General features: G+C 69.2%; 22 protein-coding genes. 11 read left to right on the top strand and 11 right to left on the bottom strand.

Annotated elements, in window-relative coordinates; translation table 11 throughout:
- Positions 1-44: 44 nt before the first annotated feature.
- The gene (gene fusA, locus ACZ54P_RS14175; protein ID WP_465461940.1) at positions 45-2,084 is read right to left on the bottom strand and encodes an elongation factor G; all 2,040 of its coding nucleotides are present in this window, start codon (positions 2,082-2,084) and stop codon (positions 45-47) included.
- Positions 2,085-2,477: 393 nt separating this feature from the next.
- Here fusA and ACZ54P_RS14180 point away from each other — a divergent pair, with 393 nt between their 5' ends.
- From ACZ54P_RS14180 to ACZ54P_RS14190, 3 genes are all read left to right on the top strand, one after another.
- Positions 2,478-3,497, top strand: a complete 1,020-nt coding sequence (locus tag ACZ54P_RS14180) for a sigma-70 family RNA polymerase sigma factor (RefSeq protein ID WP_465461941.1) — start codon at positions 2,478-2,480, stop codon at positions 3,495-3,497.
- Positions 3,498-3,566: 69 nt separating this feature from the next.
- Positions 3,567-4,982, top strand: a complete 1,416-nt coding sequence (locus ACZ54P_RS14185; protein ID WP_465461942.1) for an MFS transporter — start codon at positions 3,567-3,569, stop codon at positions 4,980-4,982.
- Complete coding sequence (locus tag ACZ54P_RS14190; RefSeq protein ID WP_465461943.1) at positions 4,979-5,749, top strand: isocitrate lyase/PEP mutase family protein; 771 nt, start codon at positions 4,979-4,981, stop codon at positions 5,747-5,749. The genes ACZ54P_RS14185 and ACZ54P_RS14190 overlap by 4 nt, the downstream gene beginning before the upstream one ends.
- 119 nt (positions 5,750-5,868) lie before the next feature.
- Here the strand turns inward: ACZ54P_RS14190 and ACZ54P_RS14195 are convergent, their stop codons facing one another.
- Positions 5,869-7,017, bottom strand: coding sequence for a serine hydrolase domain-containing protein (locus tag ACZ54P_RS14195; RefSeq protein ID WP_465461944.1), 1,149 nt, complete (start codon positions 7,015-7,017; stop codon positions 5,869-5,871).
- 231 nt (positions 7,018-7,248) lie between these two features.
- Here ACZ54P_RS14195 and ACZ54P_RS14200 point away from each other — a divergent pair, with 231 nt between their 5' ends.
- A complete protein-coding gene (locus ACZ54P_RS14200) occupies positions 7,249-7,743 on the top strand; it encodes a hypothetical protein (RefSeq protein WP_465461945.1) in 495 nt (164 codons plus the stop codon).
- Here the strand turns inward: ACZ54P_RS14200 and ACZ54P_RS14205 are convergent.
- The gene (locus ACZ54P_RS14205) at positions 7,740-7,955 is read right to left on the bottom strand and encodes a hypothetical protein (protein WP_465461946.1); all 216 of its coding nucleotides are present in this window, start codon (positions 7,953-7,955) and stop codon (positions 7,740-7,742) included. The genes ACZ54P_RS14200 and ACZ54P_RS14205 overlap by 4 nt on opposite strands.
- A gap of 84 nt (positions 7,956-8,039) precedes the next feature.
- Between ACZ54P_RS14205 and ACZ54P_RS14210 the strand changes: the two genes are divergently transcribed.
- Together ACZ54P_RS14210 and ACZ54P_RS14215 are read left to right on the top strand one after the other, a co-directional pair.
- Positions 8,040-8,399 (top strand): DUF5808 domain-containing protein, encoded by a 360-nt coding sequence (locus ACZ54P_RS14210; RefSeq protein ID WP_465461947.1) that lies wholly within the window; start codon positions 8,040-8,042, stop codon positions 8,397-8,399.
- A 50-nt stretch (positions 8,400-8,449) separates the two neighbouring features.
- Complete coding sequence (locus ACZ54P_RS14215) at positions 8,450-8,800, top strand: DUF5997 family protein (RefSeq protein WP_465462095.1); 351 nt, start codon at positions 8,450-8,452, stop codon at positions 8,798-8,800.
- Here ACZ54P_RS14215 and ACZ54P_RS14220 read toward each other — a convergent pair.
- The 6 genes from ACZ54P_RS14220 to ACZ54P_RS14245 form a co-directional block, all read right to left on the bottom strand.
- Positions 8,797-9,540: a LysR family substrate-binding domain-containing protein gene (locus tag ACZ54P_RS14220; RefSeq protein WP_465461948.1), complete on the bottom strand. Its 744-nt coding sequence runs from the start codon at positions 9,538-9,540 to the stop codon at positions 8,797-8,799. The two genes, ACZ54P_RS14215 and ACZ54P_RS14220, sit on opposite strands and share 4 nt — an antisense overlap.
- Positions 9,541-9,621: 81 nt before the next feature.
- Positions 9,622-12,345 carry an AbfB domain-containing protein gene (locus tag ACZ54P_RS14225; protein WP_465461949.1) on the bottom strand — a complete coding sequence of 908 codons (2,724 nt, stop codon included), beginning with the start codon at positions 12,343-12,345 and terminating at the stop codon, positions 9,622-9,624.
- Positions 12,346-12,354: 9 nt separating this feature from the next.
- Entirely contained in the window at positions 12,355-13,347 is a 993-nt protein-coding gene (locus ACZ54P_RS14230; RefSeq protein WP_465461950.1) for an ABC transporter permease, read from the bottom strand.
- A complete protein-coding gene (locus tag ACZ54P_RS14235; RefSeq protein WP_465461951.1) occupies positions 13,344-14,291 on the bottom strand; it encodes an ABC transporter permease in 948 nt (315 codons plus the stop codon). Before ACZ54P_RS14235 ends, ACZ54P_RS14230 begins: the two co-directional genes overlap by 4 nt.
- A gap of 34 nt (positions 14,292-14,325) precedes the next feature.
- On the bottom strand, positions 14,326-15,804 hold the full coding sequence (locus ACZ54P_RS14240; RefSeq protein WP_465461952.1) for a sugar ABC transporter ATP-binding protein: 1,479 nt from the start codon (positions 15,802-15,804) through the stop codon (positions 14,326-14,328).
- Between the two features lie 2 nt (positions 15,805-15,806).
- Positions 15,807-16,874 carry an ABC transporter substrate-binding protein gene (locus ACZ54P_RS14245; RefSeq protein WP_465461953.1) on the bottom strand — a complete coding sequence of 356 codons (1,068 nt, stop codon included), beginning with the start codon at positions 16,872-16,874 and terminating at the stop codon, positions 15,807-15,809.
- 163 nt (positions 16,875-17,037) lie between these two features.
- Here ACZ54P_RS14245 and ACZ54P_RS14250 point away from each other — a divergent pair, with 163 nt between their 5' ends.
- The 5 genes from ACZ54P_RS14250 to ACZ54P_RS14270 all read left to right on the top strand — a co-directional run bounded on the left by ACZ54P_RS14250 (position 17,038) and on the right by ACZ54P_RS14270 (position 21,894).
- A complete protein-coding gene (locus ACZ54P_RS14250) occupies positions 17,038-18,036 on the top strand; it encodes a LacI family DNA-binding transcriptional regulator (protein WP_465461954.1) in 999 nt (332 codons plus the stop codon).
- A gap of 124 nt (positions 18,037-18,160) precedes the next feature.
- Positions 18,161-19,264 carry a sensor histidine kinase gene (locus tag ACZ54P_RS14255; protein WP_465461955.1) on the top strand — a complete coding sequence of 368 codons (1,104 nt, stop codon included), beginning with the start codon at positions 18,161-18,163 and terminating at the stop codon, positions 19,262-19,264.
- Positions 19,261-19,905 carry a response regulator gene (locus tag ACZ54P_RS14260; RefSeq protein ID WP_465461956.1) on the top strand — a complete coding sequence of 215 codons (645 nt, stop codon included), beginning with the start codon at positions 19,261-19,263 and terminating at the stop codon, positions 19,903-19,905. The genes ACZ54P_RS14255 and ACZ54P_RS14260 overlap by 4 nt, the downstream gene beginning before the upstream one ends.
- Before the next feature lie 202 nt (positions 19,906-20,107).
- Positions 20,108-20,506 (top strand): hypothetical protein, encoded by a 399-nt coding sequence (locus ACZ54P_RS14265; protein WP_465461957.1) that lies wholly within the window; start codon positions 20,108-20,110, stop codon positions 20,504-20,506.
- A 2-nt stretch (positions 20,507-20,508) separates the two neighbouring features.
- On the top strand, positions 20,509-21,894 hold the full coding sequence (locus ACZ54P_RS14270; RefSeq protein ID WP_465461958.1) for a GlxA family transcriptional regulator: 1,386 nt from the start codon (positions 20,509-20,511) through the stop codon (positions 21,892-21,894).
- An 87-nt stretch (positions 21,895-21,981) separates the two neighbouring features.
- Here the strand turns inward: ACZ54P_RS14270 and ACZ54P_RS14275 are convergent, their stop codons facing one another.
- Entirely contained in the window at positions 21,982-22,632 is a 651-nt protein-coding gene (locus ACZ54P_RS14275; protein ID WP_465461959.1) for a response regulator, read from the bottom strand.
- Entirely contained in the window at positions 22,629-23,885 is a 1,257-nt protein-coding gene (locus ACZ54P_RS14280) for a sensor histidine kinase (RefSeq protein ID WP_465461960.1), read from the bottom strand. Before ACZ54P_RS14280 ends, ACZ54P_RS14275 begins: the two co-directional genes overlap by 4 nt.
- Positions 23,886-23,985 lie beyond the last annotated feature (100 nt).

Raw genomic sequence — 23,985 nt, forward strand, 5'->3', positions numbered from 1 at the left:
CCCGCCCACAGCGTCGTGGGCGGGCCATCGTCGATCTGCGCGGCTTACCGGACCGGCAGCCCCGCCGGTGCCGGGGCGTGGCCGATCGGCCGGGCGGTGAACGTGCCCCGGCCCTGGGTCCGGCTACGCAGCCGCGTCGCGTAGCCGAACAGTTCGGCCAGCGGCACGGTCGCGGTGACCACGGTCGTTCCCGCGCGCACCGCCGAACCCAGCACCCGGCCACGCCGAGCGGCCAGGTCACCGAGCACCACGCCGACGGCGCTTTCGGGCACGGTGACGGTCACTTCGGCGACCGGCTCCAGCAGCGTCATCGCACCGGCACGCAACGCGTCCCGGAGCGCGAACCGCCCGGCCGTCCGGAACGCCATCTCCGACGAGTCCTTCGAGTGGGTGGCCCCGTCGGTCAGCGTGACGCGGACGCCGGTCACCGGGTGCCCGCCGAGCGGGCCTTCCGCCAGCGCGTCACGGCAACCGGCCTCGACCGCACGGACGTACTCGCGCGGCACCCGGCCACCGACCACAGTGGACCGGAACTCGAATTCCCCTTCCGCCAAGGGTTCCGTGTCGATGACGACGTGGGCGAACTGCCCGGCGCCGCCGTCCTGTTTGACGTGCCGGTACACGAAGCCGGAAACGCCGCGGGCGACCGTCTCGCGGTAGGCGACCCGAGGCCGTCCGACGGCGACGTCCAGCCCGTGGTCGCGCCGGATCTTCTCCACCGCCACCTCCAGGTGCAGTTCACCCATACCCGACAACAGGGTCTGGCCGGTCTCACGGTCGGTCCGGAGAACCAGCGACGGATCCTCCTCGACCAGCCGCGCCAGCGCCGACATCAGCCGCTCCGTGTCGGTTCCCGTCCGTGCCTCGACGGCGACCGAAACGACCGGATCGGCCGCGACGGGCGGCTCGAGCAGGAGCGGAGCCGACGGCGCGCACAGCGTCGCTCCGGCACGGGCCGCCTTCAGCCCGACCACCGCGACGATGTCGCCCGCGACGGCACTGTCCACCCTGGTGTGCCGGTTCGCCTGGACCCGCAGGATCCGGCCGACGCGTTCGCCGCGCCCGCTGCCCACGTCCATCACCGCCTCCGAAGTCCGGATCGTGCCCGAATACACCCGCAGGTACGTCAACCGCCCGGTGGCGGTCGAGGTCACCTTGAAGACCAGCGCCGCGAACGGTGCCGACGGATCGGCTGGCCGTTCCTGGGCCGTGCCTTCGTACTCGCCTCGGACCGGCGGGACATCCGACGGCGCGGGCAGGTACGCCACCACGGCTTCCAGCAACGGCTCCACTCCGCGGTTGCGGTAGGCCGAACCGCACAGCACCACGAGACCGTCCCCGGTGCGCGTCAGCTCGCGCAACGCCGAGACCAGCGTCTCCGTCGAGACCGTCGACGATTCGCAGAACTCCTGCAGCGCGACCGGGTGAAGCTCCGCCACGCCCTCGTCGAGCAGGCGGCGACGCCGGTTCGCTTCGTCCACAAGGGACTCCGGAACCGGACCTTCCTCGGCCTTCTCGGCGCCATCGGCCCAGATGAGCGACCGCATCCGCAGCAGGTCGACGACGCCCACGAAGCCGTCTTCGGCGCCGATCGGCAATTGGACCACCAGCGGACGCGGATGCAGCCGCTCCCGGATGGACTCGACGGCCGTGTCCAGGTCGGCGCCCGCGCGGTCGAGTTTGTTGACGAACGCGATGCGCGGCACGCCGTGCCGGTCGGCCTGGCGCCACACCGATTCGCTCTGCGGTTCGACCCCGGCCACGCCGTCGAACACCGCGATGGCGCCGTCGAGGACGCGAAGCGACCGTTCGACCTCGTCGGAGAAGTCGACGTGGCCGGGGGTGTCGATCAGGTTGACGCGATGGCCGTCCCACGAACAGCTGACGGCGGCGGCGAAGATCGTGATGCCACGGTCTCGCTCCTGGGAATCGAAGTCGGTCACGGTCGTGCCGTCGTGGACCTCACCCCGTTTGTAGGTGGTGCCGGTGACGTACAGGATCCGTTCGGTGAGGGTGGTCTTGCCCGCGTCGACATGGGCGAGGATGCCCAGATTACGGACGGCGGACAGGGGGACGGTGCGCATGGCACGGGCCTTTCGAAGTGATCTCCGGAGCTCGGACTGCGCGATTCCGGCGAACGCGGGCAGGCGCCCTCGCCGTTGCGGGGCAACGGGAAGCGGGCGCGCGAAAAAGTCAGGCGTTCACCAAAAGGGCCGGTGCTAGCCGCGCGGCAGGCACCGGACGCGCGGAGACGCGAGGATCACCTCGTACCGAGCCGAGGGGACGACGACGGCGTTGTGATGACGCACGGTCCTGTCCTTCCTCGCCGGGATGATTCGTGGCGAGTGTAGCCACCGCGATGGGGATGGCATACGGGTTTTTCGCGGATCCAGAGGAAACTGGGCGAGGACCGACCAGTTTCCGGCGGCGGCGGTGTCCACCTCTTCGAGAGACACCATCAGGAGGAAGGAGCCGGTATGCGGGCGGACGAACTGCTGACCCTGGCGAAGACCGGCGACGGCGCGGCGTTCCGCGACCTCGTCGCGCCGTACCGCCGTGAGCTGCAGGTGCACTGCTACCGCATTCTGGGCTCCGTACAGGACGCCGAGGACCTGCTGCAAGAGACGTTGCTGGCCGCGTGGCGCGGGATCGACGCCTACGAAGAACGCGCGTCCGTGCGGACCTGGCTATACCGGATCGCGACCAACCGCTGCCTCAACGCGCTGCGGGCGGGCGGCCGCCGCCCGCACGACTACGCGGCCTACCGGCCGGAGGTACCGTTGCCAGAGCCATCGCGCCGCCGCCCGGAACCCAGCTGGCTGGAGCCCTATCCCGATCTCCTGCTCGACGAGATCGCCGATCAGGTGCCCGGCCCGGAGGCACGCTACGAGGCCAGGGAGTCGATCTCGCTCGCGTTCTTGGCCGCGCTGCAACAACTGCCGCCCCAACAGCGGGCGGTACTCGTGCTGCGGGATGTCCTCGGGTTCCGCGCCGCCGAGGTGGCGGGGATACTCGACACCACCGAGAACGCCGTGACCAGCGCGCTGAACCGGGCGCGTACGGCGCAGGCCAAGGAGATGCCGGACGACGGACGGGAGACCGCTCCCCTACCGGATTCGCCGCGAGAACGCCGGATCGTCGACGAGTTCGCCCGCGCCTTCGAGACCGGCGACGTCGAGGCCATCGTGGCACTGCTGACCGACGACGCCTGGTTGACCATGCCGCCACTCCCCCTGGAGTACCAGGGCCCGGACGCGGTCGGGCACTTCCTGGCGACCGTCGCGCTTCGCGACGATCGCCGGTACTCGCTGATCCCGACCCGCGCGAACGGCCAGCCCGCCTTCGGCTGCTACGTCCGCGACCCGAGGACGCCGATCTGCCACGCGCACGGCGTGCTCGTGCTGGAACTCGCGGGCGACCGGGTCACCGCGGTGACCCGGTTCCTCGACAACTCACTGCTCGCGGCGTTCGGGCTTCCCCGCTCGCTGCGCGACTGACCTTTCCCGCCCCCATGGCCACGCCCCGACGGGCGTGTGCCCCGTCATGCCCGGAAACAAGGAGAAATCTTGACCCCCAAGCAGGCGTGGGTGCTGGCGCTCGCCGCACTGGCGTCGTTCATGATGGCGCTGGACAGCCAGGTCGTGACGACGGCGCTGACCACGATCCGCCGGGATCTCTCGGCCTCGATCGAACAACTCGAATGGACCGTCAACGCCTACAACCTGAGTTTCGCGGTCCTGCTGCTGACCGGGGCGGCACTCGGTGACCGGTTCGGCCGCCGCCGCATGTTCGTCACCGGCCTCACGGTGTTCACGCTCGCCTCGGCGGGCTGCGCGATGTCGACGGACATCGGCACGCTGATCATCGCGCGAACGGTGCAGGGCGTCGGCGCGGCGATGGTGCTACCGCTGTCACTCACCCTGATCAGCGCGATCTTCCCGCCCGAAAAGCGCGGTAAGGCGATGGGACTGTATCTGGGCCTCACCGGGCTGGCGACGTTCAGTGGGCCGTTCATCGGCGGCGTGATCGCCGAGGGACTGGCCTGGCAGTGGATCTTCTGGCTCAACCTGCCGATCGGCGTCGCCGCCGTCCTGCTGACACTTCGGCGCGTCGACGAGAGCGCCGGCCCGAACAACCGGTTGGACCAGGGCGGCGTTGTCCTGATGACGCTGGGCTCGCTCGGCATCGTGTGGGGTCTGGTCCGGGGCAACCTCGCCGGCTGGGGCAGTGCCGAGGTCCTTGGCGCGCTGACGCTCGGTGTCCTGCTGGTGATCGCCTTTGTATTCTGGGAACGCCAAAGTGAAGCACCGATGCTGCCGATGCGGTTCTTCCGGCTGAGGGCCTTCTCCACGGCCAACGCGGCGAACTTCTGTGTCTTCGCCTCGCTGTACGGCACGTTGTTCTTCCTGCCGCAGTATTTCCAGACCGCACAGGGTCTCGGGCCGTTCGAGGCGGGGCTGCGACTCATGCCGTGGACCGCGACCCTGATGATCTGCGCTCCCCTCGCGGGCAAACTCGCCGACAAGTACAGCGCGCGCACGTTCGTGGCCACCGGGCTGCTGCTCCAGACCATCGGCATGGGATGGATCGTCCTGGTCGCCGGACCAGGCACGAGCTACGCGACCCTGCTGCCCGGACTGATCGTCAGCGGTGTCGGCATCACCTCGGCCATGCCCGCCGCGCAGCGCTCGGTCGTCGGCGCCGTGCGGCCGCCCGAAATCGGGCAGGCGTCCGGCGCGTTCATGATGGTGCGGATCTTCGGCGGCGTGTTCGGGGTGGCGGTGGCAGTCGCCGTCTTCACCGGCGCCGGAGCTCACGTGTCGCCAGAGGAATTCGGTGGCGGTTTCACCGCGGCGATGAGCACTGTCGTCGCCTTCGCCTTCACCGGCGTGCTGGTCGCCTTGGGCATACCGGGCAGGCGACCGACCGAAGCACCGGGGGCACCCGCCCTGTCCGGTACCGATCGAGGAGGAAACCGATGACCGACCTGAACGCTCGCGCCGCAACGCTCCGTGGCCTGCACAGCGGGGAGTTGCTCGTGCTGCCCAACGTCTGGGACGCGGCGAGCGCCGAGGTCGTGGCGGAGGCAGGCTTCCCCGCGATCGCCACCGCCAGTGCCGCCGTGTCGGCGATGCTCGGCTACCCCGACGGCGAAGGCGCGCCGTGGCAGGAGATGTTCGCGGCGGCGGGCCGGGTCGCCCGCGCGGTCTCCTTGCCGGTCACCGTGGACGCGGAGGCGGGCTACGGCCTGGCACCGCGGGAATTCGTGGACCGGCTGCTGGAGACCGGTGCCGTCGGCTGCAACCTCGAGGACACCGATCACTCCTCGGGCAGGCTGGCCGACGCGGACGAGCACGCCCAGCGACTCGCGGACATCCGCGCCGCGGCGACGGACGCCGGCGTCCCGATCGTCGTCAACGCCCGGGTCGACGCGTTCTTGGGTGACCGCGGGATTCCGGAGCCGGACAGACTCGCCGAGGCCATCCTGCGAGGCAGGCTCTACCGGGACGCCGGAGCCGACTGCGTGTACCCGATCGGCGTACGACGGCGGGACGATATCGCCGCGTCGGTCGCCGAACTGGCGTGCCCGGTGAACGGCAATGTCGGAGATGAACTGGATCTGGCCACGCTCCGGGAACTCGGCGTGGCGCGGGTTTCGTACGGCCCCCGGTTCTATCGCGCGGCCTTGGCGGGGTTCACGGAGGCCATCGCGAAGCTCTGCTCGTGGCCTGCGGCCTTGTCCGAGTGAAGTACATGATGGCCCCCTTCCTTGCGCCTGGCGCAAGGAAGGGGGCCATCATGTACTGGGGACTTCACTGCACGGCCGCTGACGACCCTGCCGGGCACTGTCCGCACTGGTCAACTCGGTCACTTGCAGAACGCGGTGTCCACCGTGGCCATCACGGCCGCGCCGCCGCGCTCGGCGTCGCCGAAGGTCCCCGGCATCGCGGTCACGGCCAGTCCGACGGTCCGGCCGTCTTCGGTGGCCCCGCCCCGGGTCTCGAACCCGTGGATGTCCCCGCCGTGGCCCCAGTACACGCCGCCGCAGCTGAGCGGGTTGCTCACCAGGCCGAGGCCGTAGCGGCTTCCCGGGAACAGCGGGGCGTCGACCGTCTTCCGCATCTCGGCGAGCTGCTCGCGTGGAAGCAACTTCCCTTCCAGAAGTACGCGGAAGAACTTCGCGAGGTCGCTCGGCGTCGAGATCAGCTGACCCGCGGCACCGCCCCAGGATGGGTCCATCTCGGTCGCGTCGACCACCTTGCCGGTGACGGCACTGCCGATCGCGTAACCCTGCGGGTGCCGCCCTTGGATGGTCTGGTCGCCGACCTGCGGCCAATAGGTGTGCTCCAGGCCCGCCTTCCTGATGACGCGTTCGGTGATCTGTTCCTGCACGGGGCGTCCGGTCACCTTCTCGATCAGCATGCCCGCCAGCAGGTAGCCGGTGTTGCTGTACTCCCATTGGGTGCCCGGAGCGAATTTCGCCGGATGGGCCAGTGCCGCGGCGAGCAGCTCGTGCGGCTGGAAGAACCTGTGCCGCAGCGTCTCGAACTCCTGCACCCCGATGTGCGCGGTGTAGTTCGGGAGCCCGCTGGTGTGCTGCAGCAGCTGCCGGATGGTGATCTTGGAGGCGTCGATGCCCTCCCCGCGCACGAGTCCCGGCAGGTACTTCTCGATCGGCGCGTCCAGTTCCACCTTGCCCTCCGCCACCAGTTGCAAGACAGCGACCGCGGTGAACGTCTTGGTGTTGCTGCCCGCCCGGACGGAACCGTCACGCGGGACGGGGACCTGACGCTCGATCCGTGAGGAGCCCGCGACCAGCGACGTCGTGCGACCGCGGTGGGTCACCGATGCCAGCGCCGCGGGGAACTTCTCCTGGCTCACCAACGCGTCGAGGCTCTTCCGCAGCTCAGGCTCACGGGGCGGGGCCGCCTCCGCCGCCGTGGCCCACGCGGTACCCAGCAGCCCCGTTACCGTCAGGACCACAACTCCCTTGCGTACCGTGGTCTTGCTCGTCATTCGCGCTCCTTCGTCGACCGGATCAGTACTGACGACGATGGTCGATCCAGGCGCGAAGATCAGGAGTGCGGTCTACCAGATTTCGGGTAGCGCTGGCGCTACCCCTGCTTCTCGACTGCCGAACAAAACTTTTTCGGTCCAGAATTCGTCCCACCATTGTCCGCGCGGGATCCGGCTGGTTAAGGTTCAGTTCGGTAAGTGGACTAGACCACCTGAGGCCGGGAGGCGACGATGCCCCTCGACGAGCAGCAGACCTGGGCGATGCTGCGCGAGCTCGACGAACCCGGCCACTGGGAGGTGCCGCACGACTTCGACGGACCCGCCGAACGGGCCCGGTTCGGGCAACTCGCCGAACGGCTCGGTCGGCGCTTCGACTGCGTCTGCGAAGTCGACCGGCACGTCCAAGACGCCAGTCACCTCGGCAGGATCGTGATCCCGGCGAGTGCGACCTCGGCACAGGACCATCTGACCGTCACGGTCAGCAACTTCGGCGGCCTCGTCGCGGTGACACTGGGAAACCCGGGCAGTTACGACGAGGACGAGGAACGACAGTTCTTCCCCGCGGCGGAACGAAGACGGATCGAAGACGAACTGGAAGCACTCGGCTACCTGCCCGTCTCCGAACATCCGCTCTGGACGAAGTACACCGGGATCAGCGGTTTCGACACCCTCTATCCCCCGGACCGGCCACCGTCGTGGTGGGACCGGTTCTTCGACTACCTCTAGGCGCTGACCGGCGAAAGCGCGTCGGCGATCTCGGCCGCGTTCGTCACACTGATCAGCAACTCGTCGAAGTTCAGCCCGGAGGCCGCCCGACGGGACGATGGCTGGTACGCCGGGACCCGGCAGGCGGTCGTCGCCGACACCTCGCGGCACGCCGCCCCCGTGCGTCCACAGTGGATTCTCCTGGCGCCGGCCGCCGGAATCTCGATGCTCACCCCGGTCATAGGCCTGGTCGTGGGTGCGGAGGACTACTCCACCGGCTGCGCCACCACGACCCTGCTCGTCGTTTCGCTGCGGCTTTGGGGTGTCTTCGAGACGACCGCGCCGATCACGATCGTCGGCTATCTGCCGCTGGCCGCCGCCTTCCTCGCTGGATCGTCTTCGGCATCCGGACCGGCGACGCCGGGCACCGGCTGTACCCGGTGGGCAAGGAGCCGGAAACCCGGCACGAGCAGCGCGATGACGACCGCTACTGGCACGCGGCCGGGATGGTCTACCTGAACCGGAACGACCCGGCGCTGCTGGTGCACCGGCGGGTCGGCACGTACTGGACGCTCAACCTCGGGCATCCGATCGCCTGGGTGGTCCTCGCCGCGGTCGCCGTGCTCAGTGTGCTCGCCGGGCTCGGCGTCGTCACGCTGCCCGCGAAGGGCGCCTGATCACAGGGCGTTACCCTGAGGCAATGACGTCGCACAAGACCCCTCAAACGATGAAGCCCGCGACAGCGGCGAAGAAGCTGGGTGTTTACCTGGAGGCCACCCCGGCTGAGTTCCAGGAGGGTGTCGTCTCCCGCGACGAACTGAACGCGTTGCAGGCCGAGCCGCCCGAGTGGCTGCGCGAGCTTCGCCGCAACGGGCCGCACCCGCGCCCGGTCATCGCGGCGAAGCTGGGCATCTCCATCAGTGGCCTGGCGCGAGGCGGGATCACCGAGGCCCTCACCACCGAGCAGATCGAAGAGATCAAGACCGCCGCCCCGGAGTGGCTGAAGCGGGAGCGCGAGACCCACGCCGAGGTCCGCAAGGAAGAGGCGCGCGTCAAGGCCGCTCGCAGCGAGAGCTAGCCGCGGCGGCGGCGCTTCCCGCCTTTGGGTGCCCCGCGCTTCCCAGGCTGCGGCTTCCGTCCGGCGGTCTGGGGGCGCTTGCTCTTCGCCGGGGCCTGCTTTTCCTGCTTCTGCTTTTCCGGCGTCTGCGGCCGGCCCCGGGTGCTGTTGACCGTCCGGCCCCGGACGATCCCGATGAACTGTTCCATCAGGTCGGTGGTCTCGTCCTCCGGCCAGGACAACGCGACGCCGGATTCGGGTGTGCCGGAGATCGGGCGATAGGTCAGGTCGCGGCGGTGATGCAGCCGCGCGAGGGACTGCGGGACGACGAGGAGCCCGACCCCGGCGGCGACCAGTTCGATGGCGTCCGCCGTCGTCGCGGGGCGTTCCAGCGCGGGCTTCCCCGGCGGCCGTTCCCAGTCCAGCGTGTCGTCGAGCGGGTGCAGCACGACGTCGTCGGCGATGTCGTCGATGGAAACCTCGTCCGCGGCCGCGACCAGGTGATCCTTGGGGACGACGACGACCGTGCTCTCGGTGTAGAGCGGAATCGCGTGCAGGCCGGTGCGATCGATCGGGAGCCTCAGCAGGACGGCGTCCACCTCGCGGTCCCGGACCAGCGCGGCGGCTTCGGCGGCGGTCGTCTGGACGAGGTCGAGCGGGACGCCGGGCGACCGCTCGTTCCAGATCCGGACCCACTTCGAGGGCGTCACGCCGGGGACGTACGCGAGCTTGAAGGAAAGAGGTACGTCCGGGCCGGTCATGCGGGCAAGGTTACCGGGCGTGCTTCTCGGTCTCGTGAGTGGTAATGACGGTTCTAACCGTCATTACCACTCACGAGGCGGTTACGGAGCCCAGGCCGCCGAGACCGCCCACGTCACGTCCTGGTCGTACGAGACCGGGTTGTCGAACGGGTGGCCGCCGCCGCTGGTGGCGACGAAGACCTCCTCGGCGTAGTGCCGCATGTTCGTGCCCAGTTCGTTGACCGACGCCAACCGCACTCCCCCGGCCCCCGGCTGGGCGCAGAACGTCGCGTCCTTCCGGAACAGGTCGGTGTTGTCACCTCCGCCGAGGCGGACCCGGAAGTCCGCGTGCCGCAGGAATTGGCCCGGATAGTTCCGCGCCTCCAGCGAGTAGCACGACGGATCCGCGAGGCCGCGCCGCACGACGAAGGTGGCGTCCGCCTTCAGCAGCGCCGCACTCGACGCGTTCACCACGTCCGTCCGCGCGAGGCCGTCACGGTGCCGCAGGTAGCGGTCGGTGAAGCCCGGCGTGGTCACCCGGAACGAGCGTGCCTGGTCCAGCGGCAGGTCGGCGCCGCTGCGCCACAGCGGGATCGAGGCCGCCCACGTCGTGTCGGCCGCGAAGCTCACCGGGGTGTCCCACGGGTTCGCCCCGCCGCTGCGCGCGAGATAAACGTTCTCGGCGTAGTGACGGAGGTACGCGCCGCGCTGGTTGAACGACTCCAGCGCCGTGCCGCCCGCGCCCTCCCGCGCGCAGAACGTGGCGTCCGTGGCGAACAAGGCCGAGCCGTCGTTCGCGTCCTTCCGGATCCGCGACGCCGCGTGCCGGAGGAAGTGCCCGGGATAGTTCCGCGATTCGAACGACAGGCACGACGCGTCCGCGAGCCCCGGCCGGGCCCAGAACGTCGCGTCCTTCTTGCCGACGTCCGCGCTGCCCTCGCCCAAGACGTCGGTCCTGGCGAAGTCGTCCTGGTGCCGCAAGTACCGGTCGGTGTATCCGGCGGTGGTGACCCGCAGCGACACGAGTTCGCCCCGGCCCACCTCCGTGCCCTTGGCGATGGCGAGCACCTTCTGGTTGATCTCGCGCACCCGCGCCCCGGACATCTTCAGCACGCGGCGGTCGTAGGTGTGGAAACCGTTGACCTCGTTCTCGACGTCGTACGGCTCGGTGTAGACCGACGCGGAAAGCCCGCGCCCGTGGACGAACCGCCCGACCTGCTTGGTGATCTCCACGTACCGATTCGTCAGCGAAGTCTCGTCCGGATACAGCGCGCCGTACGCGAAGCCCTTGCCAGGTTCCCATTCGTGGCCTGCCACCTGTCTGCCGAGGCCGCCGTACTCGCCCAGCACCGCGACCCGCCGCGCGTCCGGCGGTCTCGTCCCGGTGGAGACCTGGTACGCGTGGTCGTCGATCACGTCCCCGTTGCCCGGATCAGGATCGGACACGCAGCAATTCGATCCGGAGTTGTGGTTGACCAACCGCGTGTCGTCGATCGAGCGGACCAGGTCCACGATGCGACCGGCGTCGTACTCGCCCCAGCCTTCGTTGAACGGCACCCACTGGACGATCGAGGTGATGCCCTTGTGCTGTTCGATCATCCGCCGCAGTTCGGACTCGAAGTTCGCGTGTCCGTTGGGGACTTCGTCGATCGAGTCGAGCGACGGCATGTCCTGCCAGACCATCAGCCCGAGCCGGTCGGCGTGATAGAACCACCGCGCGGGTTCGACCTTGATGTGCTTGCGGACCATGTTGAAGCCCAGCGCCTTCTGGCGTTCGAGGTCGAACCGCAGTGCCTCGTCGGTCGGCGCGGTGTAGATGCCGTCCGGCCAGTAACCCTGGTCCAGCGTGCCCAGCTGGAACACGAACTTCCCGTTGAGCAACGGGCGCATCACGCCGCCCACCATCGCCTTGCCGAGCGAGCGCATCCCGAAGTAACCCGTGACGACGTCGCCTCCCGGCAGCCGTACCCGCAGGTCGTAGAGGAACGGGTCGTCCGGTGACCACAGCCGCGCGTTCGGCACGGGGACCCGGATGTGCGACCCCACCGTCCCGCTCGCGGTGCCGACCACCTGCCCGCCCGAGAGGACTTCCGCGGTCGCCTGCTGCCCGGGAGTGCCTTGGACGACGAGGTCGAGCGCGCCGGCCGGGACGTCGGGTGTGGTGTCGAGCCGGGTGATGTGTTCGGCGCTGACCGGTTCCAGCCAGACGGTCTGCCAGATGCCCGACGCCGCCGTGTAGAAGATGCCGCTGGGGGTCTTCCGCTGCTTTCCGACCGGGTACCGGCTGCCGTCGACCGGCGACGCGACGCCGACGACGATCTCGTTCTCCCCCGCCTTCAGCGCCGGAGTGATGTCGAACGAGAACGCGTCGAAGCCGCCGGTGTGGCTGCCGATCGACGTCCCGTTGACCCAGACCCTGGTCTCCCAGGTGACCGCGCCGAAGTTGAGCTTCACCCGTCGTCCGTCCCATGTGGACGGAACGGTGAAGGTACGGCGGTAGAACATGTTGTCCTCATGCCGTTTGATCCCCGAAAGCATCGACTCGATCGGGTAAGGCACGAGGACGTTCTCGCTCAGCGGTCTGCCGATCGGTGGCGAGTTCAGGTTCGGTGCTCCGGTGAAGCCCCAGGTTCCGTTGAGGTTGAGCCATTCCGAACGCACCAGCTGCGGACGCGGGTACTCCGGCAGCGCGTTCGACGGCGAGACCTGGTCCGTCCACGGGGTGGGGAGCGGGACGGGAGCGGCTTGGGCGACGGGAACGAGTGTCGTGGCGGCGGCCAGCAGGCCGGCCACGACACTCAGGACGCGCGCCGTTCTTCGGTGCATGCGATCTCCCTATCTCCGGGCGGTCGTGCGCGCCAGCGACCGTTGCAACACAACGACCACCAGCAGGAACGCACCGCTGACCACCGATTGGTAGTTGCTGTCGAGAGTTCCTATCTGGTTGATGACGTTCTGGATGACCGTTCGGATGCCCACGCCGATGACCGTTCCGAAAATCGTGCCCATCCCACCGGTCAGGAGGGTGCCCCCGATGACGACGACGGAGATGGCGTCCAGTTCGAGACCGACCCCGATCACCGTGACGCCGGATTGCAGGTAAGCGGCGGTGAGCGCGCCCGCGAGGCCGGAAAGGACGCCGCTCATCACGTAGACGGTGACCTTGGTGCGCGCCACCGGCAGTCCCATCAGCTTCGCGGACTGCTCCGAGCCGCCGGTGGCGAACACCGACTGCCCGAACCGCGTCCGCCGCAGCACCAGGCCACCGACCAGGCAAAGCGCCACCGCGATGAACACCGGGTAGCCGAAGCCGAAGAGGGTGCCGCGGCCGAGTTCGACGAACGCCTCGCCGTCGGAGATCTTGTACGTCGTCGCGCCCTCGCTGGTGATCGCGAGCAGCAGCCCTCGGGCGAACAGCAGGGACGCCAGCGTGACGATGAACGGTGCCATCCCGGTTTTCGCGACCAGGAGCCCGTTGATCAACCCGATGAGCCCGCACACCGCCAGCGGCAGCAGCAGTGCCACGAGGAAACCCCATTGCGATCCATAGGCGGCGAGGACCCCGCCGAGCGCGTAGACCGAGCCCACCGACAGGTCGATCCCGCCGGTGATGATCACGAACGTCATCCCGAGCGCGATGATCGCGAGGAACGAGCTCTGCAACGCGATGTCCCGCAAGTTGTCCAAGCTGCCGAAACGCGGGAACAGCAGCCACGCGACGGCGACCATGAGCACCAGCGCGATCGCCGCGCCTTGTTTCTGCAGCACTCCGGCCATCAGCTCGCGCCGGGTGGAGTCCTGAGCGGCCATCGTGGGCGCCGCGGTCATCGGCTGCTCCGTTCCCGTGCGACGTAGACCGCGCCGACGATGATCGCGGCCTGGACCATCTGCGCGGTCGAATCCGGCAGGTTGTGCTTGATGAGCGTGGCGCGGACCAGCTGCATGAGCAGCACCCCCATCACCGTCCCGAAGATGCGGACGCGCCCGCCGGTCAGCGGGGTGCCGCCGACGACGACCGCGGTGATCGCGGACAGTTCCATCAGCAGTCCGGCGTCCGCGGGGTCACCGGCGCCGAGCCGGGCGGTCGAGAGCACCCCGGCCAGTGCGGCGAGCAGGCCGCAGAGCGCGTAGACGCCGATGAGGACGCGATCGACCGGCAGCCCGGCGAGCACACTGGCCCGCCGGTTGCCGCCGATCGCGACCAGCCGCCTGCCGAACGCCGTCTTCCCGACCAAGGCCGCCACCAGCACGGCCAAGACCGCCGCGATGAGCACGCTGACCGGGATCCCGAGCACCTCGCCGGTGCCGAGCGCGAGGAACACCTCGTCGTGCACCTGGATGAGCTGTCCATCCGCGAGCACGAGCGCGAGTCCACGCCCGCCCACGAGTAAGGCCAGGGTGGCGACGATCGGCTGAATCCCGACTTTGGCCACGAGAACGCCGTTGAACGCGCCCGCCGCCAGACCCGCCGCGAGGGCGATGGCGACGGCGGGCAGCGTCCCGTACCCGAGGTAGAGCGGGACGAGCGCGGCCGACAGCGCCATCACCGCGCCCACCGACAGGTCGACGCCCTCGGTGCCGATCACCAGCGCCATCCCGAGCGCGACCACCAGCACCGGCGCGGCCTGGATGAGCTGGGTGCGGAAGTTGCCGACGGTCAGGAAGTTCGCCGTGAACGCGATGTTGAACAGCACCAGCGCGACGACGGCGACGTACACGCCGTACTCCTGCAGCCAGCGGGCGACGCGGGTCCGGTCCACCGTCTCCGTCATGGTGCTTCCCGCATCCTCTGTTCTTCGCTGGGTACTAGTCATTCGCGTCCCCGCCCGAAGCGATCACGGCCAGCACGTGGTCATGGGTCAGCTGCTCCCCCGCGAGTTCCCCGACCACCGCGCCGTCTTTCAGCACGACCAGGCGGTCGGCGCCATCGAGGAGTTCCTCCATCTCCGAGGAGATCAGCAGGACGGCCAGTCCTTCTCGGGCCAGTTCGTCGATCAGTGCCTGTACCTCCGCCTTGGCACCGACGTCGATACCGCGTGTCGGCTCGTCGAGCAGCAGCACCTTGGGTTCGGTGCACAGCCACCGGGCCAGCAGCACCTTCTGCTGGTTGCCGCCGGAGAGTTCGGCGACCTTCTGATCAGGACCGGACACTTTGATGCGCAGCCGTTTCACGAACGTGTCGACGATCCGGTCCTGCCGGGCGCGGCTGACCAGGCCGAAGCGGGACAGCTTCGGCAACGCGGCGAGGACGATGTTCTCCCGCACCGAAAGATGCGGGATGATGCCCTCGGTCTTGCGGTCTTCGGCGAGCATGCTCACTCCCGCCCGCATCGCCGCCGCCACATTCCCTCGTGCGACCGGCTTTCCGCCCACGAGGACGGTGCCACCGGACAGCGGCAGGTCGCCGACGATGGCCCGCGCGGTCTCGGTCCGGCCGGAGCCGAGCAGCCCGGCCAGTCCGACGATCTCGCCTGGCCTGATCGACACCGAGACGTCCGCCAGCCGGTTGCCGCTGGTCAGGTTCTCCGCGCGCAGCACGGGTTCCCGGCCGGCCTCGTGGTCACCCTCGAAGGCGGTCGCGCCGTGTGAGCGGATGTCGCCGACGCTGCGGCCGAGCATCATCGACACCAGTTCCAGCCGTGGCAGCTCCGCGAGCGGCCCCGTGTGGACCCGCTTGCCGTCCCGCAGCACGGTCACGCGGTCGCAGATCCGGTACAGCTCGTCCATCCGGTGACTGACGTACACGATCGCGATCCCGCGTTCGTGCAGCCTGCCGATGACCTCGAACAGCGTCTCGACCTCACGCGGCTCCAAGGAGGACGTCGGCTCGTCCATGATCACGACGTCGGCGTCGACCGACACCGCGCGCGCCAGCGCGACCATCTGCTGGGCGCCCACCCCGAGTGTCCCGAGTGGACGGCGGACATCGGTGTCGATGCCGTAGTCCTTCAGCAGGGTCGCCGCGTCGGCGTTCATCCGCGTCCAGTCCACCAGCCCGAACCGCTTCCTCGGCTCGCGGCCGAGGTACACGTTGCTCGCCACGCTCATCAGCGGGATGAGGTTGACCTCCTGGTAGATCGTGGAGATCGCGCCCCGCGCGTGGACGACGCCGGAGTCCGGCCGGTGCACGCCGGTGAGCACCTTGATCAGCGTCGACTTGCCGGCGCCGTTCTCCCCCACGAGCGCGTGCACCTCGCCCGGCCGGAGCGCGAACGACACGTCGTCGAGCGCGCGCACGCCGGCGAACGTCTTCGTCACACCTTCGACCTCGAGAACCGGTTCCATCGTCAGTACGCGTTCGGAAGCTTCTGCGCGGCGTTCGCCGAGTCGTACTGGTCATCGGAGATCACCACGGTCGGCGGGATCTCCTTGCCGGCGGCGAAATCCTGCAGCGTGGAGAAGGCGAGCGGGCCGAAGCGCGGGTTGGACTCGATCACCGCGTTGTAGCTGCCGTCGGCGATCAGCTGGACGGCGTTGCGGGTGCCGTCGATCGAGACGATCTTGACGTCCTTGCCCGGCGTCTTGCCGGCGGCCTTGAGCGCGGTGACCGCGCCGATGCCCATCTCGTCGTTCTCGGCGTAGACGGCGGTGATCTCGGGGTTGCTCTGGATGAGTTGTTCCATCACGGCCTGCCCCTTGGAGCGGTCGAATTCACCGGTCTGCTCGGCGACGATCGAGATCCCCGGCGTCGAGGCGATCTCGTCCTTGAAACCCTTGGTGCGGTCGGTGGTCACGTTGTTGCCGGAGGCGCCGAGCAGGATCGCGACCTTGCCGGTGCCCCCGGTCGCCTTCACCATCTCCTGCGCCGCGCGCTTGCCCTGTTCGACGAAGTTCGAGCCAATGAAGGTCAGGTAGTCGGAGCACGGTTGCGAGGTCACCTTGCGGTCGATCGTGATGACCGGGACCTTCTTGGCCTTCGCCGCGTCGAGAGCGGGTTGCAGGCCATCGGAGTTCAACGGCGCCACGATGAGCAGTTGCGCGCCCCGGTCCAGCAGCGACTTGATGTCGCTGACCTGCTTGTTGAGATCGCTCTGCGCGTTGGTGACCAGGAGTTTGTCCGCCGGGATACCGAGTTCGGCGGCTTCGTCCCGGATGGACTGTGTTTCGGCGATCCGAAACGGGTTCGCCTCCTTCTCCGACTGGGAGAAGCCGATGACCGCGTTCTTCACGTCCACCTGCGGATAGCCGATCTTCTCGCGGGCGCAGCCCGGCCCCGCGGCCTGGCTCGGCGCCGCCGAAGCGGCCGGTCCCGCACCCGACGGGGCGGTTTGCTGGGGCTCGCGGCTGGTGCAGGCGGTCAGCGCGAGCGCGAGGCCGGTCACCAGGAGCAGGGTGCGGTGGATGGGCAGGGACATCGATCGCTCCTCGGGGAAGTCGAGCTCAAGGGTCTGCGGTGACCCCTGTCACTCATTAGGACGATGCCAGATTTACATCGTTGGTACAACGTTGTAAATCGGCCGTTCGCGCGGCTAGGCTGTGCCGGATCCGCGCCAGGGATCTGTGGAGAGGGGAGTGAAGGTGGCCACGCTCAAGGACGTCGCCAAGCTTGCGGGCGTCTCGGTCAAGACCGTGTCGAACGTGGTCAACGGCTACGACTTCGTGAAACCGGAGAACCGCCGCCGGGTCGAGGAGGCGCTGGCGTCGACCGGCTACCGGCCCAATCTCGGTGCCCGCAACCTCCGCCGCGGCCGTACCGGGTTCCTCGGTCTGATGCTGCCCGAACTGAGCATCCCGTACTTCGGCGAACTCGCGGGCCTGGTGCTGCAGGCGGCGCAGGAGCACGAGTGGAACGTCCTCATCGAACAGACCCTCGGCACCCGTGAGCGAGAGCGCGACGCGCTGTCGACGCTGGGACCGCATCTCATCGACGGCGCGATCATCAGTCCGGAAGCGTTGCACACCGATGATTTCGAGGATCTGGCACCAGGCGTCCCGCTGGTGATGCTCGGCGAGCACGTCGTCGACGTCCCGATAGACCACGTCGGGATCGACAACGTCCAGGCCGCGCGGATCGCGGTACGGCACCTGATCTCCTTGGGACGCCGCCGGATCGCCGCCATCGGGGCGCACCCTCAGCGGCACACCGCCGCGCAGCGGCTGGAGGGTTACCACTCCGCGCTCGAAGAGGCCGGGCTCGCGCCCATTCCCGATCTGGTCCTGCCCGCGCTGCGCTACCACCGTGCCAACGGCGCCGAGGCGATGGCGCATCTGCTCGCCCTGCCGGAGCCGCCCGACGCGGTCTTCTGCTTCAACGACCTTCTCGCCATCGGCGCCCTTCGCGCCGCGGCCGAGCGGGGTGTCCAGGTGCCGTCGGACATGGCGATCGTGGGTTTCGACAACAACGAGGAAAGCGCCTACAGCCTGCCCTCGCTGACGACGATCGCCCCGGACAAGGCGGCGATCGCGCGGGCCGCGGTCGATCTCCTGCGACGCCGCATCGCGGGCGGGAGCGACCTCGCACCCGAGGACGTCCAAACGCCGTTCTCCCTGGAGATCCGGAACAGCACCATCACCTGACCCGCGTTTAGTCCTCTGGATGCGGTAGTTGCGCATGCAAGGACCGCATTCAGAGGACTAAACGCGGGGTTGTGCGCGCGGGGGTCGCTTGCGTGGGGGTCGCGGGGTCGAGCATTGTGTGTCCGTGAACCGGGCCCTGGCCGTGCTGACCGTCGTCGCGTACGTGACGTTGCCCCTCGGCTCGGCCAAGTACGAGACGCTCGTGCTGCCGACGCTCCTCGTCGGGCTCGTCTACGCCGGGATCGCGATCGCCGGCTTCCCCTGGGTCCAGAAACGCGGCCGCGCGTTCGCCATCGCCTACGTCTGTGTGCAGTTGCCGCTCGGCTTCACGCTGTTCTCGCTTTCGGGCGCCGCCGTCGGCGCGATCCTGCTGCTCGTCGTCCTGATCTCCCAGACCGTCCTGCTGTTGCCCCTGCCCGTGGCCTTCGGGGTCGCGGTGGTGATCCCGCTGATCCATCTGGGGATGGAGCCGATGGACGGGTTTCGGGAAGGGTTGGGGACACTGGCGGTCATGGTCTTCGCCGCCGTGGTGACCGAGTTGGTCCAGCGGGAGAAGCGGGCACGGGAGGAACTGGCGGCGGCGCACGATCGGCTGCGCGACTACGCGGCGCAGGCCGAACAGCTGGCGACCACGCAGGAGCGCAACCGGCTCGCACGCGACATCCACGACGGCCTCGGTCATCATCTGACCGTCGTGCAGATGATGCTGCAGGCCGCCAGGGCGGTGATCGGCACCGCGGACACGGACCGCGTCGACACGATGCTCGCCAAGGCACAGGACCAAGCCCGGGAGGCACTGGCAGAGGTCCGCCGTTCGGTGTCGGCGTTGCGGGAACCGCGCTCCGAGCCGCTCGCGGACGCGTTGCGGGCCTTGGCCGACGAGGCGTCCGCGGCCGGAGTGCCGACCGGGTTCGAGGTCAACGGCACGGCACGGAACGCCCGCGCCGAGGTGGAGGAGTCGCTGTTCCGGGCGGCTCAGGAAGGACTGACCAACGTGCGCAAACACGCGCGCGCCAAGACCGCGACCGTGGTGCTCGACTACGCCGCCACGGATCTGGTCCGGCTCGAAGTCCGCGACGACGGCCTCGGCCTGACCGGGAATCCACCGGACGGCAACGGATTCGGTCTCGTCGGTCTCCGGGAACGCATGGCCGGGCTCGGCGGGCGGGTCGCGGTGGACTCGACCGAAGGACACGGCCTGACGCTGACCGTGGAGGTGCCGGGATGAGCGTCCGCGTGCTGATCGTCGACGACCAGGCCCTGTTCCGTGAAGCTCTGGCGACCCTGCTGGAGGTCCAGCCCGAGATCGAGGTCGTCGGCGAGGCCGCCGATGGGGAACAGGCCATCCGGCTTTGCGCCGAACTCCACCCCGACGTCGCGCTGATGGACCTGCGGATGCCGGTTCTGGACGGGATCGCGGCGACCACCCGGCTGCGCGCCGAGCAACCCGAGGTCCGGGTGCTCGCGCTGACCACGTTCGACGACGACGAGGACGTCTTCGCCGCATTGCGGGCGGGCGCCGTCGGCTATCTGCTCAAGGACGTGTCGTCGACGCGGCTGGTCGAAGCGCTTGTCGCGGCCAAACGGGGCGAGTCGGTGCTTCAGCCGTCGGTGGCGGCCAAACTCGTGGCCAAGGTCGCCCGGCTGCCCGCCGAACCGCGTCCCCAGCCGCTGGTCACCCCGCTTTCCGAGCGGGAGCTGGAAGTGGTCCGGCTGCTCGCGGACGGCCACAGCAACCGGGAGATCGCGAAGAAGCTGTTCCTCGCCGAGGGAACGGTGAAAAACCTGGTGACGAGTGTGCTGTCCAAGCTCCAGGTGCGGGATCGGACGCAGGCCGCCTTGCGCGCCAGGGAACTCGGCCTGTTCTGAGCCTAGCCGCTCCGCCGTCCTGGGCTTGAAGTACATGAAGGCCCCCATACTTGCGCCTATGTACATGAAGGGGGCCTTCACGTACTCGGGAAGCTGCGAAGGTCGAGTCACATGACCCCGCACATGACTTCCGGCACCTGCCGAAGTGCCCCCGGCCCACCGAACATTGCTCCCGTCGCACCGAACCGCGAGGGAGTCCACGATGAACCACACGACCGAACCGAAGACCCGTAGCCGAGCCGTCCTGCACTTCCTTCGGCACGCCGTCGAAATGCTCGTGGCGATGATCGCCGGAATGATCGTCCTCGAACCCGTCTGGTCGTTCGCTTGGCCCGACCTCGCGAAGAACGTGACCGCGAGCGCGTTGGTGATGGCGACGAACATGTCGCTCGGCATGGCGCTGTGGATGCGGATCCGGCGGCACGGCTGGGCGGCGATCGCGGAGATGTCGGCCGCGATGTACGTGCCGTACGTGATCTTCCTGCCGTTCTTTTGGACCGGCCTGGTTTCCGGATCGACCCTGATGACGGCCGGACACGTACTGATGGTGCCCGCGATGCTCCTGGCCATGCTCCGCCGTCGCGCCGAGTACGGAGCCTGACCATGCGTGCCTTTCTCCGCGGCACGCTGACCGTGCTCGCGTTCGTTCTCGCCGCGTTGGCCCTGCCGCTCACCCTCGGCGGGGTCACGCTGAGCGCCGGTTTCGAAGGCCGCTACACCCCGAGAACCGACGGGATCTCGCCGCAACCGGTCCGCCGGGTGCACGATCCCGCCAAGCCCACCGCGGTCGTCGTGGTGGGGAACGAGGGCGCCGTCGTCTCGGACGCGCTCGCCCCGTACGAGGTCCTGGCGACGAGCGGCGCGTTCAACGTCTACACGGTCGCTCCCGAAGCCCGGCCGGTGACCCTCACCGGCGGGCTGGACCTCGTCCCGGACCTGAGTTTCACCGATCTCGACCGGCTGCTCTCCTCCGCCGCCCCGGACGTCGTCATCGTGCCGGCGCTGCCCGATCTCGGCGAGCCGACCACCCGCCCGGTGACCGAATGGCTGCGGCGGCAGTCCTCGAAGGGCGCGCTGCTCATGAGCGTCTGCAACGGTTCGGGCGTCCTCGCCTCGGCCGGGCTTCTCGACGGTCGCCGCGCTACCGCGCACTGGTTCGGCATCGACGGCTTCGACGACGAATTCCCCGCCGTGGACTGGATTCGCGGCACGCGGTACGTCGACGACGGCAACATCGTGACCACGGCCGGGATCCTGTCCGGGATCGACGGCGCGCTCCATCTCACCGAGCGGATCGCCGGCCTGGACGTCGCCCGCCGGACCGCCGACGCGGTGGGCTGGGTCCACTACTCCCCCGGTTCCGCCGCCCCGATGACACAGAACACCTTCGAGGCGGCGGACACCGTCGTCGGGTTCAACACCGCGTTCCGCTGGGACAAGCCGGTTCTCGGGGTCCTGCTGACCACCGGGATCCGTGAGCTGGAGCTGACCGCGGTGTTCGACACCTACGGGGAATCGCTGGCCGTGCGCACGATGGCCGTCGGCCTGGACGGCGCGCCGATCCAGTCACGGCACGGACTGACCTTCGCTCCGCGGAGCACTCTGGTCGGAGATGATCTCGACCGGCTGATCGTGCCCGGTGCCGACGCCGCCGCCGGGCACGTCGCCGATCAGTACTCCGCGCTCTCACCCGTGTACCTGCACGGAAAACCGGGCTTCCCGTTCGACGCGGTCCTCGAAGACCTCGTGCGCGTCACGGACACCGCGACGACACGCTGGACGGCGAGGACACTGGAGTACCCGACCGGACATCTGGCGCTCAGCGGTTCGGCCTGGCCGTGGACGATCACCCTCCGGCCGGTCGGGCTCGCGGCCCTCGGCCTGCTCGCGGCGTTCGGGATCCGCGCGCTCGTCCGGCGCCGTGGTCAGTCCTCCGCTCGCGGACCAGAGCCGTCTGGGTCTCGGGTCCGCCGACGGCGTACTCGATGATCGAGGAGAAATCGTTGTCCTCGTTCATGTTCGCTCCTCGAAGCAGCTGTCCGGGAGCTCAGGATTCACTCTCCACGTAGGTGGAGATCAAGCGTGCTCCGCCTCATGCGCGACGATCGCCAGCTGGATCCGGTTGCCCAGGTCCAACCGTGTCAGCGCGCTGGAGATCGTCGCCTTGATGCTGGAGCGCGAAAGGTGCAGCCGCTCGGCGATCTCCACGTTGCTCAGCCCTTCGGCCACGGCCCGCGCGACGTCACGTTCCCGCTCGCTCAGCAGGTCCATCCGGGCCCGCGCGGAGCCGGGATCCGGTCCCCGGCGCGCCGCCATCGCGATCACGCTCCGGGTGACCTCGGGGGAAAGCACCGGCTCCCCGGCCGCCGCACGTCGGACGGCGTCGACGATCTGCTCCGGCGGCGTGTGTTTGAGCAGGAAACCGGCCGCACCGGCGCGTAAGGCCGCGAGCACGGTCTCGTCGGCGTCGAACGTCGTCAGCATGACCACGGCGGGTGCCGGTTCTCCGGTGCGGCGGCCGAGCGCGGCCGTCGCGGCGATGCCGTCGAGCACCGGCATCCGCACGTCCATCAGGACGACGTCCGGCCGCAGCCGGGTCACGGTGTCCACCACGTCGGCACCGTCCGCCGCCTCACCGGCGACTTCGACGTCGGCGGCGCCACCGAGCATGAGTTTGAGCCCCGCCCGCACGAGGGGGTCGTCGTCGACCACGAGCACCTTGATCACGGCGTGCACGGTATCCGGGCTCGCATGCGGAACTCCCCCTCGCTGATCTCCCTGGTCAGTTCCCCGCCGTGCAGCGCGACCCGTTCGGCGAGGCCGATCAATCCCGCGCCCGCGCCGGGAATCTCGCTCGTGGTGACGCCCAGCGGCGCGGCGTTGGCCACCTGCACCAGTACTTCGCCTGCCTCGACCTCGCTCACCCGCACGTCGACGGACGCGCCGGGGGCATGTTTGCGGGCGTTCGTCAGTCCTTCTTGAACGATCCGGTAGATCGTGCGCTGCACCTGCGGCCGTAATCGCCCGAGTCCCGTGGCGAAAGCCGCGTTCACCTGTTGCCCGCTGCCACGAGCCTCCTCGATGAGCGCGGGCAGGCGGTCCGCCGTCGGTTGCGGGGCCTCGCGGCCCTCCCCGTCGCCGGGATCCTGACGCAGGAGGTCGAGCACCTCACGCAGCTCGTCCAGCGCCTGGTTGGCGTTGGACCGCACGACCGCCACCACATCACGCACCTCGGCGGCCGAGGGTTCCGGCGCGGCACCCTTCTCCGCCTGCTTCGTGCGGTACTCGAGCGCGCCGGCGTGGACCGCGAGCAGTGAGATCCGATGTGCGAGGACGTCGTGCATCTCGCGCGCGATGCGCTGGCGTTCGGCACGGCGGCTGCCCTCCAGTTCGCGGGCGTGCCCGCGCCGCTCGGCCTCCGCGCGCATCCGCAGGGCCAGTACGACCTGACGGCGGGCGCGGACCGCGAGCCCGGCCGTCACGATCAGCGCGGCGCCGAGCAGGAGGCTGATCAGCCACGGCAGCGGCTGCCCGTCCGCGCCGGGGAAGTTCAGATAGATATAGGGAATGCTGATCAGCACCGCGAGCGCGGTGATCGGCACCGCCCATTTCCAGCCGCGGTGCAGCGCCAGTGAGAACAGCACCAGGATCATCGCCGCCGCCGCGGTGTTCGCCAGCGCCCCGGCCGTCCCGGCCAGCAGTCCGGCCGTCACCGGGAACCGCCGTCGCCACCAGACGGCGAGACAGACGACGGCGCCCGCGACCGGATCCGCGATCCGCACCCAAACGGGTTGGCCGAGCGCGTCGGGAAGGACGAAGTACCGGAATTCGAGCAGCCAGACCAGCACCGAGATCGCGAACATCGTGACGTCCACGACCCAGTCCCGGGCCGTACGCCGCACCCCGCCCTGCCGCTCCCCCGGCTCGTCGGCGCGGGCGAGTTCGCCGGGCAGCATCCAGCGATCCACCGTCACGGCCATCCACGCAGTGTAGATAAGGACGGTCCGGACAAGTGGTCATGATTTTCCGGCCACCCGGCCAGTGATCGTGCCCCCGAGGCCGGGGCGCCACACCCGGGGA

Source organism: Amycolatopsis sp. NPDC034160 (assembly GCF_055575355.1).

Excerpts from the sequence above, each read along its gene's own strand:
- fusA (WP_465461940.1), bottom strand. The coding sequence starts at position 2,084 with ATGCGCACCGTCCCCCTGTCCGCCGTCCGTAATCTGGGCATCCTCGCC.
- ACZ54P_RS14180 (WP_465461941.1), top strand. The coding sequence starts at position 2,478 with ATGCGGGCGGACGAACTGCTGACCCTGGCGAAGACCGGCGACGGCGCG.
- ACZ54P_RS14190 (WP_465461943.1), top strand. The coding sequence starts at position 4,979 with ATGACCGACCTGAACGCTCGCGCCGCAACGCTCCGTGGCCTGCACAGC.
- ACZ54P_RS14195 (WP_465461944.1), bottom strand. The coding sequence starts at position 7,017 with ATGACGAGCAAGACCACGGTACGCAAGGGAGTTGTGGTCCTGACGGTA.
- ACZ54P_RS14200 (WP_465461945.1), top strand. The coding sequence starts at position 7,249 with ATGCCCCTCGACGAGCAGCAGACCTGGGCGATGCTGCGCGAGCTCGAC.
- ACZ54P_RS14215 (WP_465462095.1), top strand. The coding sequence starts at position 8,450 with ATGAAGCCCGCGACAGCGGCGAAGAAGCTGGGTGTTTACCTGGAGGCC.
- ACZ54P_RS14220 (WP_465461948.1), bottom strand. The coding sequence starts at position 9,540 with ATGACCGGCCCGGACGTACCTCTTTCCTTCAAGCTCGCGTACGTCCCC.
- ACZ54P_RS14225 (WP_465461949.1), bottom strand. The coding sequence starts at position 12,345 with ATGCACCGAAGAACGGCGCGCGTCCTGAGTGTCGTGGCCGGCCTGCTG.
- ACZ54P_RS14230 (WP_465461950.1), bottom strand. The coding sequence starts at position 13,347 with ATGACCGCGGCGCCCACGATGGCCGCTCAGGACTCCACCCGGCGCGAG.
- ACZ54P_RS14235 (WP_465461951.1), bottom strand. The coding sequence starts at position 14,291 with ATGACGGAGACGGTGGACCGGACCCGCGTCGCCCGCTGGCTGCAGGAG.
- ACZ54P_RS14240 (WP_465461952.1), bottom strand. The coding sequence starts at position 15,804 with ATGGAACCGGTTCTCGAGGTCGAAGGTGTGACGAAGACGTTCGCCGGC.
- ACZ54P_RS14245 (WP_465461953.1), bottom strand. The coding sequence starts at position 16,874 with ATGTCCCTGCCCATCCACCGCACCCTGCTCCTGGTGACCGGCCTCGCG.
- ACZ54P_RS14260 (WP_465461956.1), top strand. The coding sequence starts at position 19,261 with ATGAGCGTCCGCGTGCTGATCGTCGACGACCAGGCCCTGTTCCGTGAA.
- ACZ54P_RS14265 (WP_465461957.1), top strand. The coding sequence starts at position 20,108 with ATGAACCACACGACCGAACCGAAGACCCGTAGCCGAGCCGTCCTGCAC.
- ACZ54P_RS14270 (WP_465461958.1), top strand. The coding sequence starts at position 20,509 with ATGCGTGCCTTTCTCCGCGGCACGCTGACCGTGCTCGCGTTCGTTCTC.
- ACZ54P_RS14280 (WP_465461960.1), bottom strand. The coding sequence starts at position 23,885 with ATGGCCGTGACGGTGGATCGCTGGATGCTGCCCGGCGAACTCGCCCGC.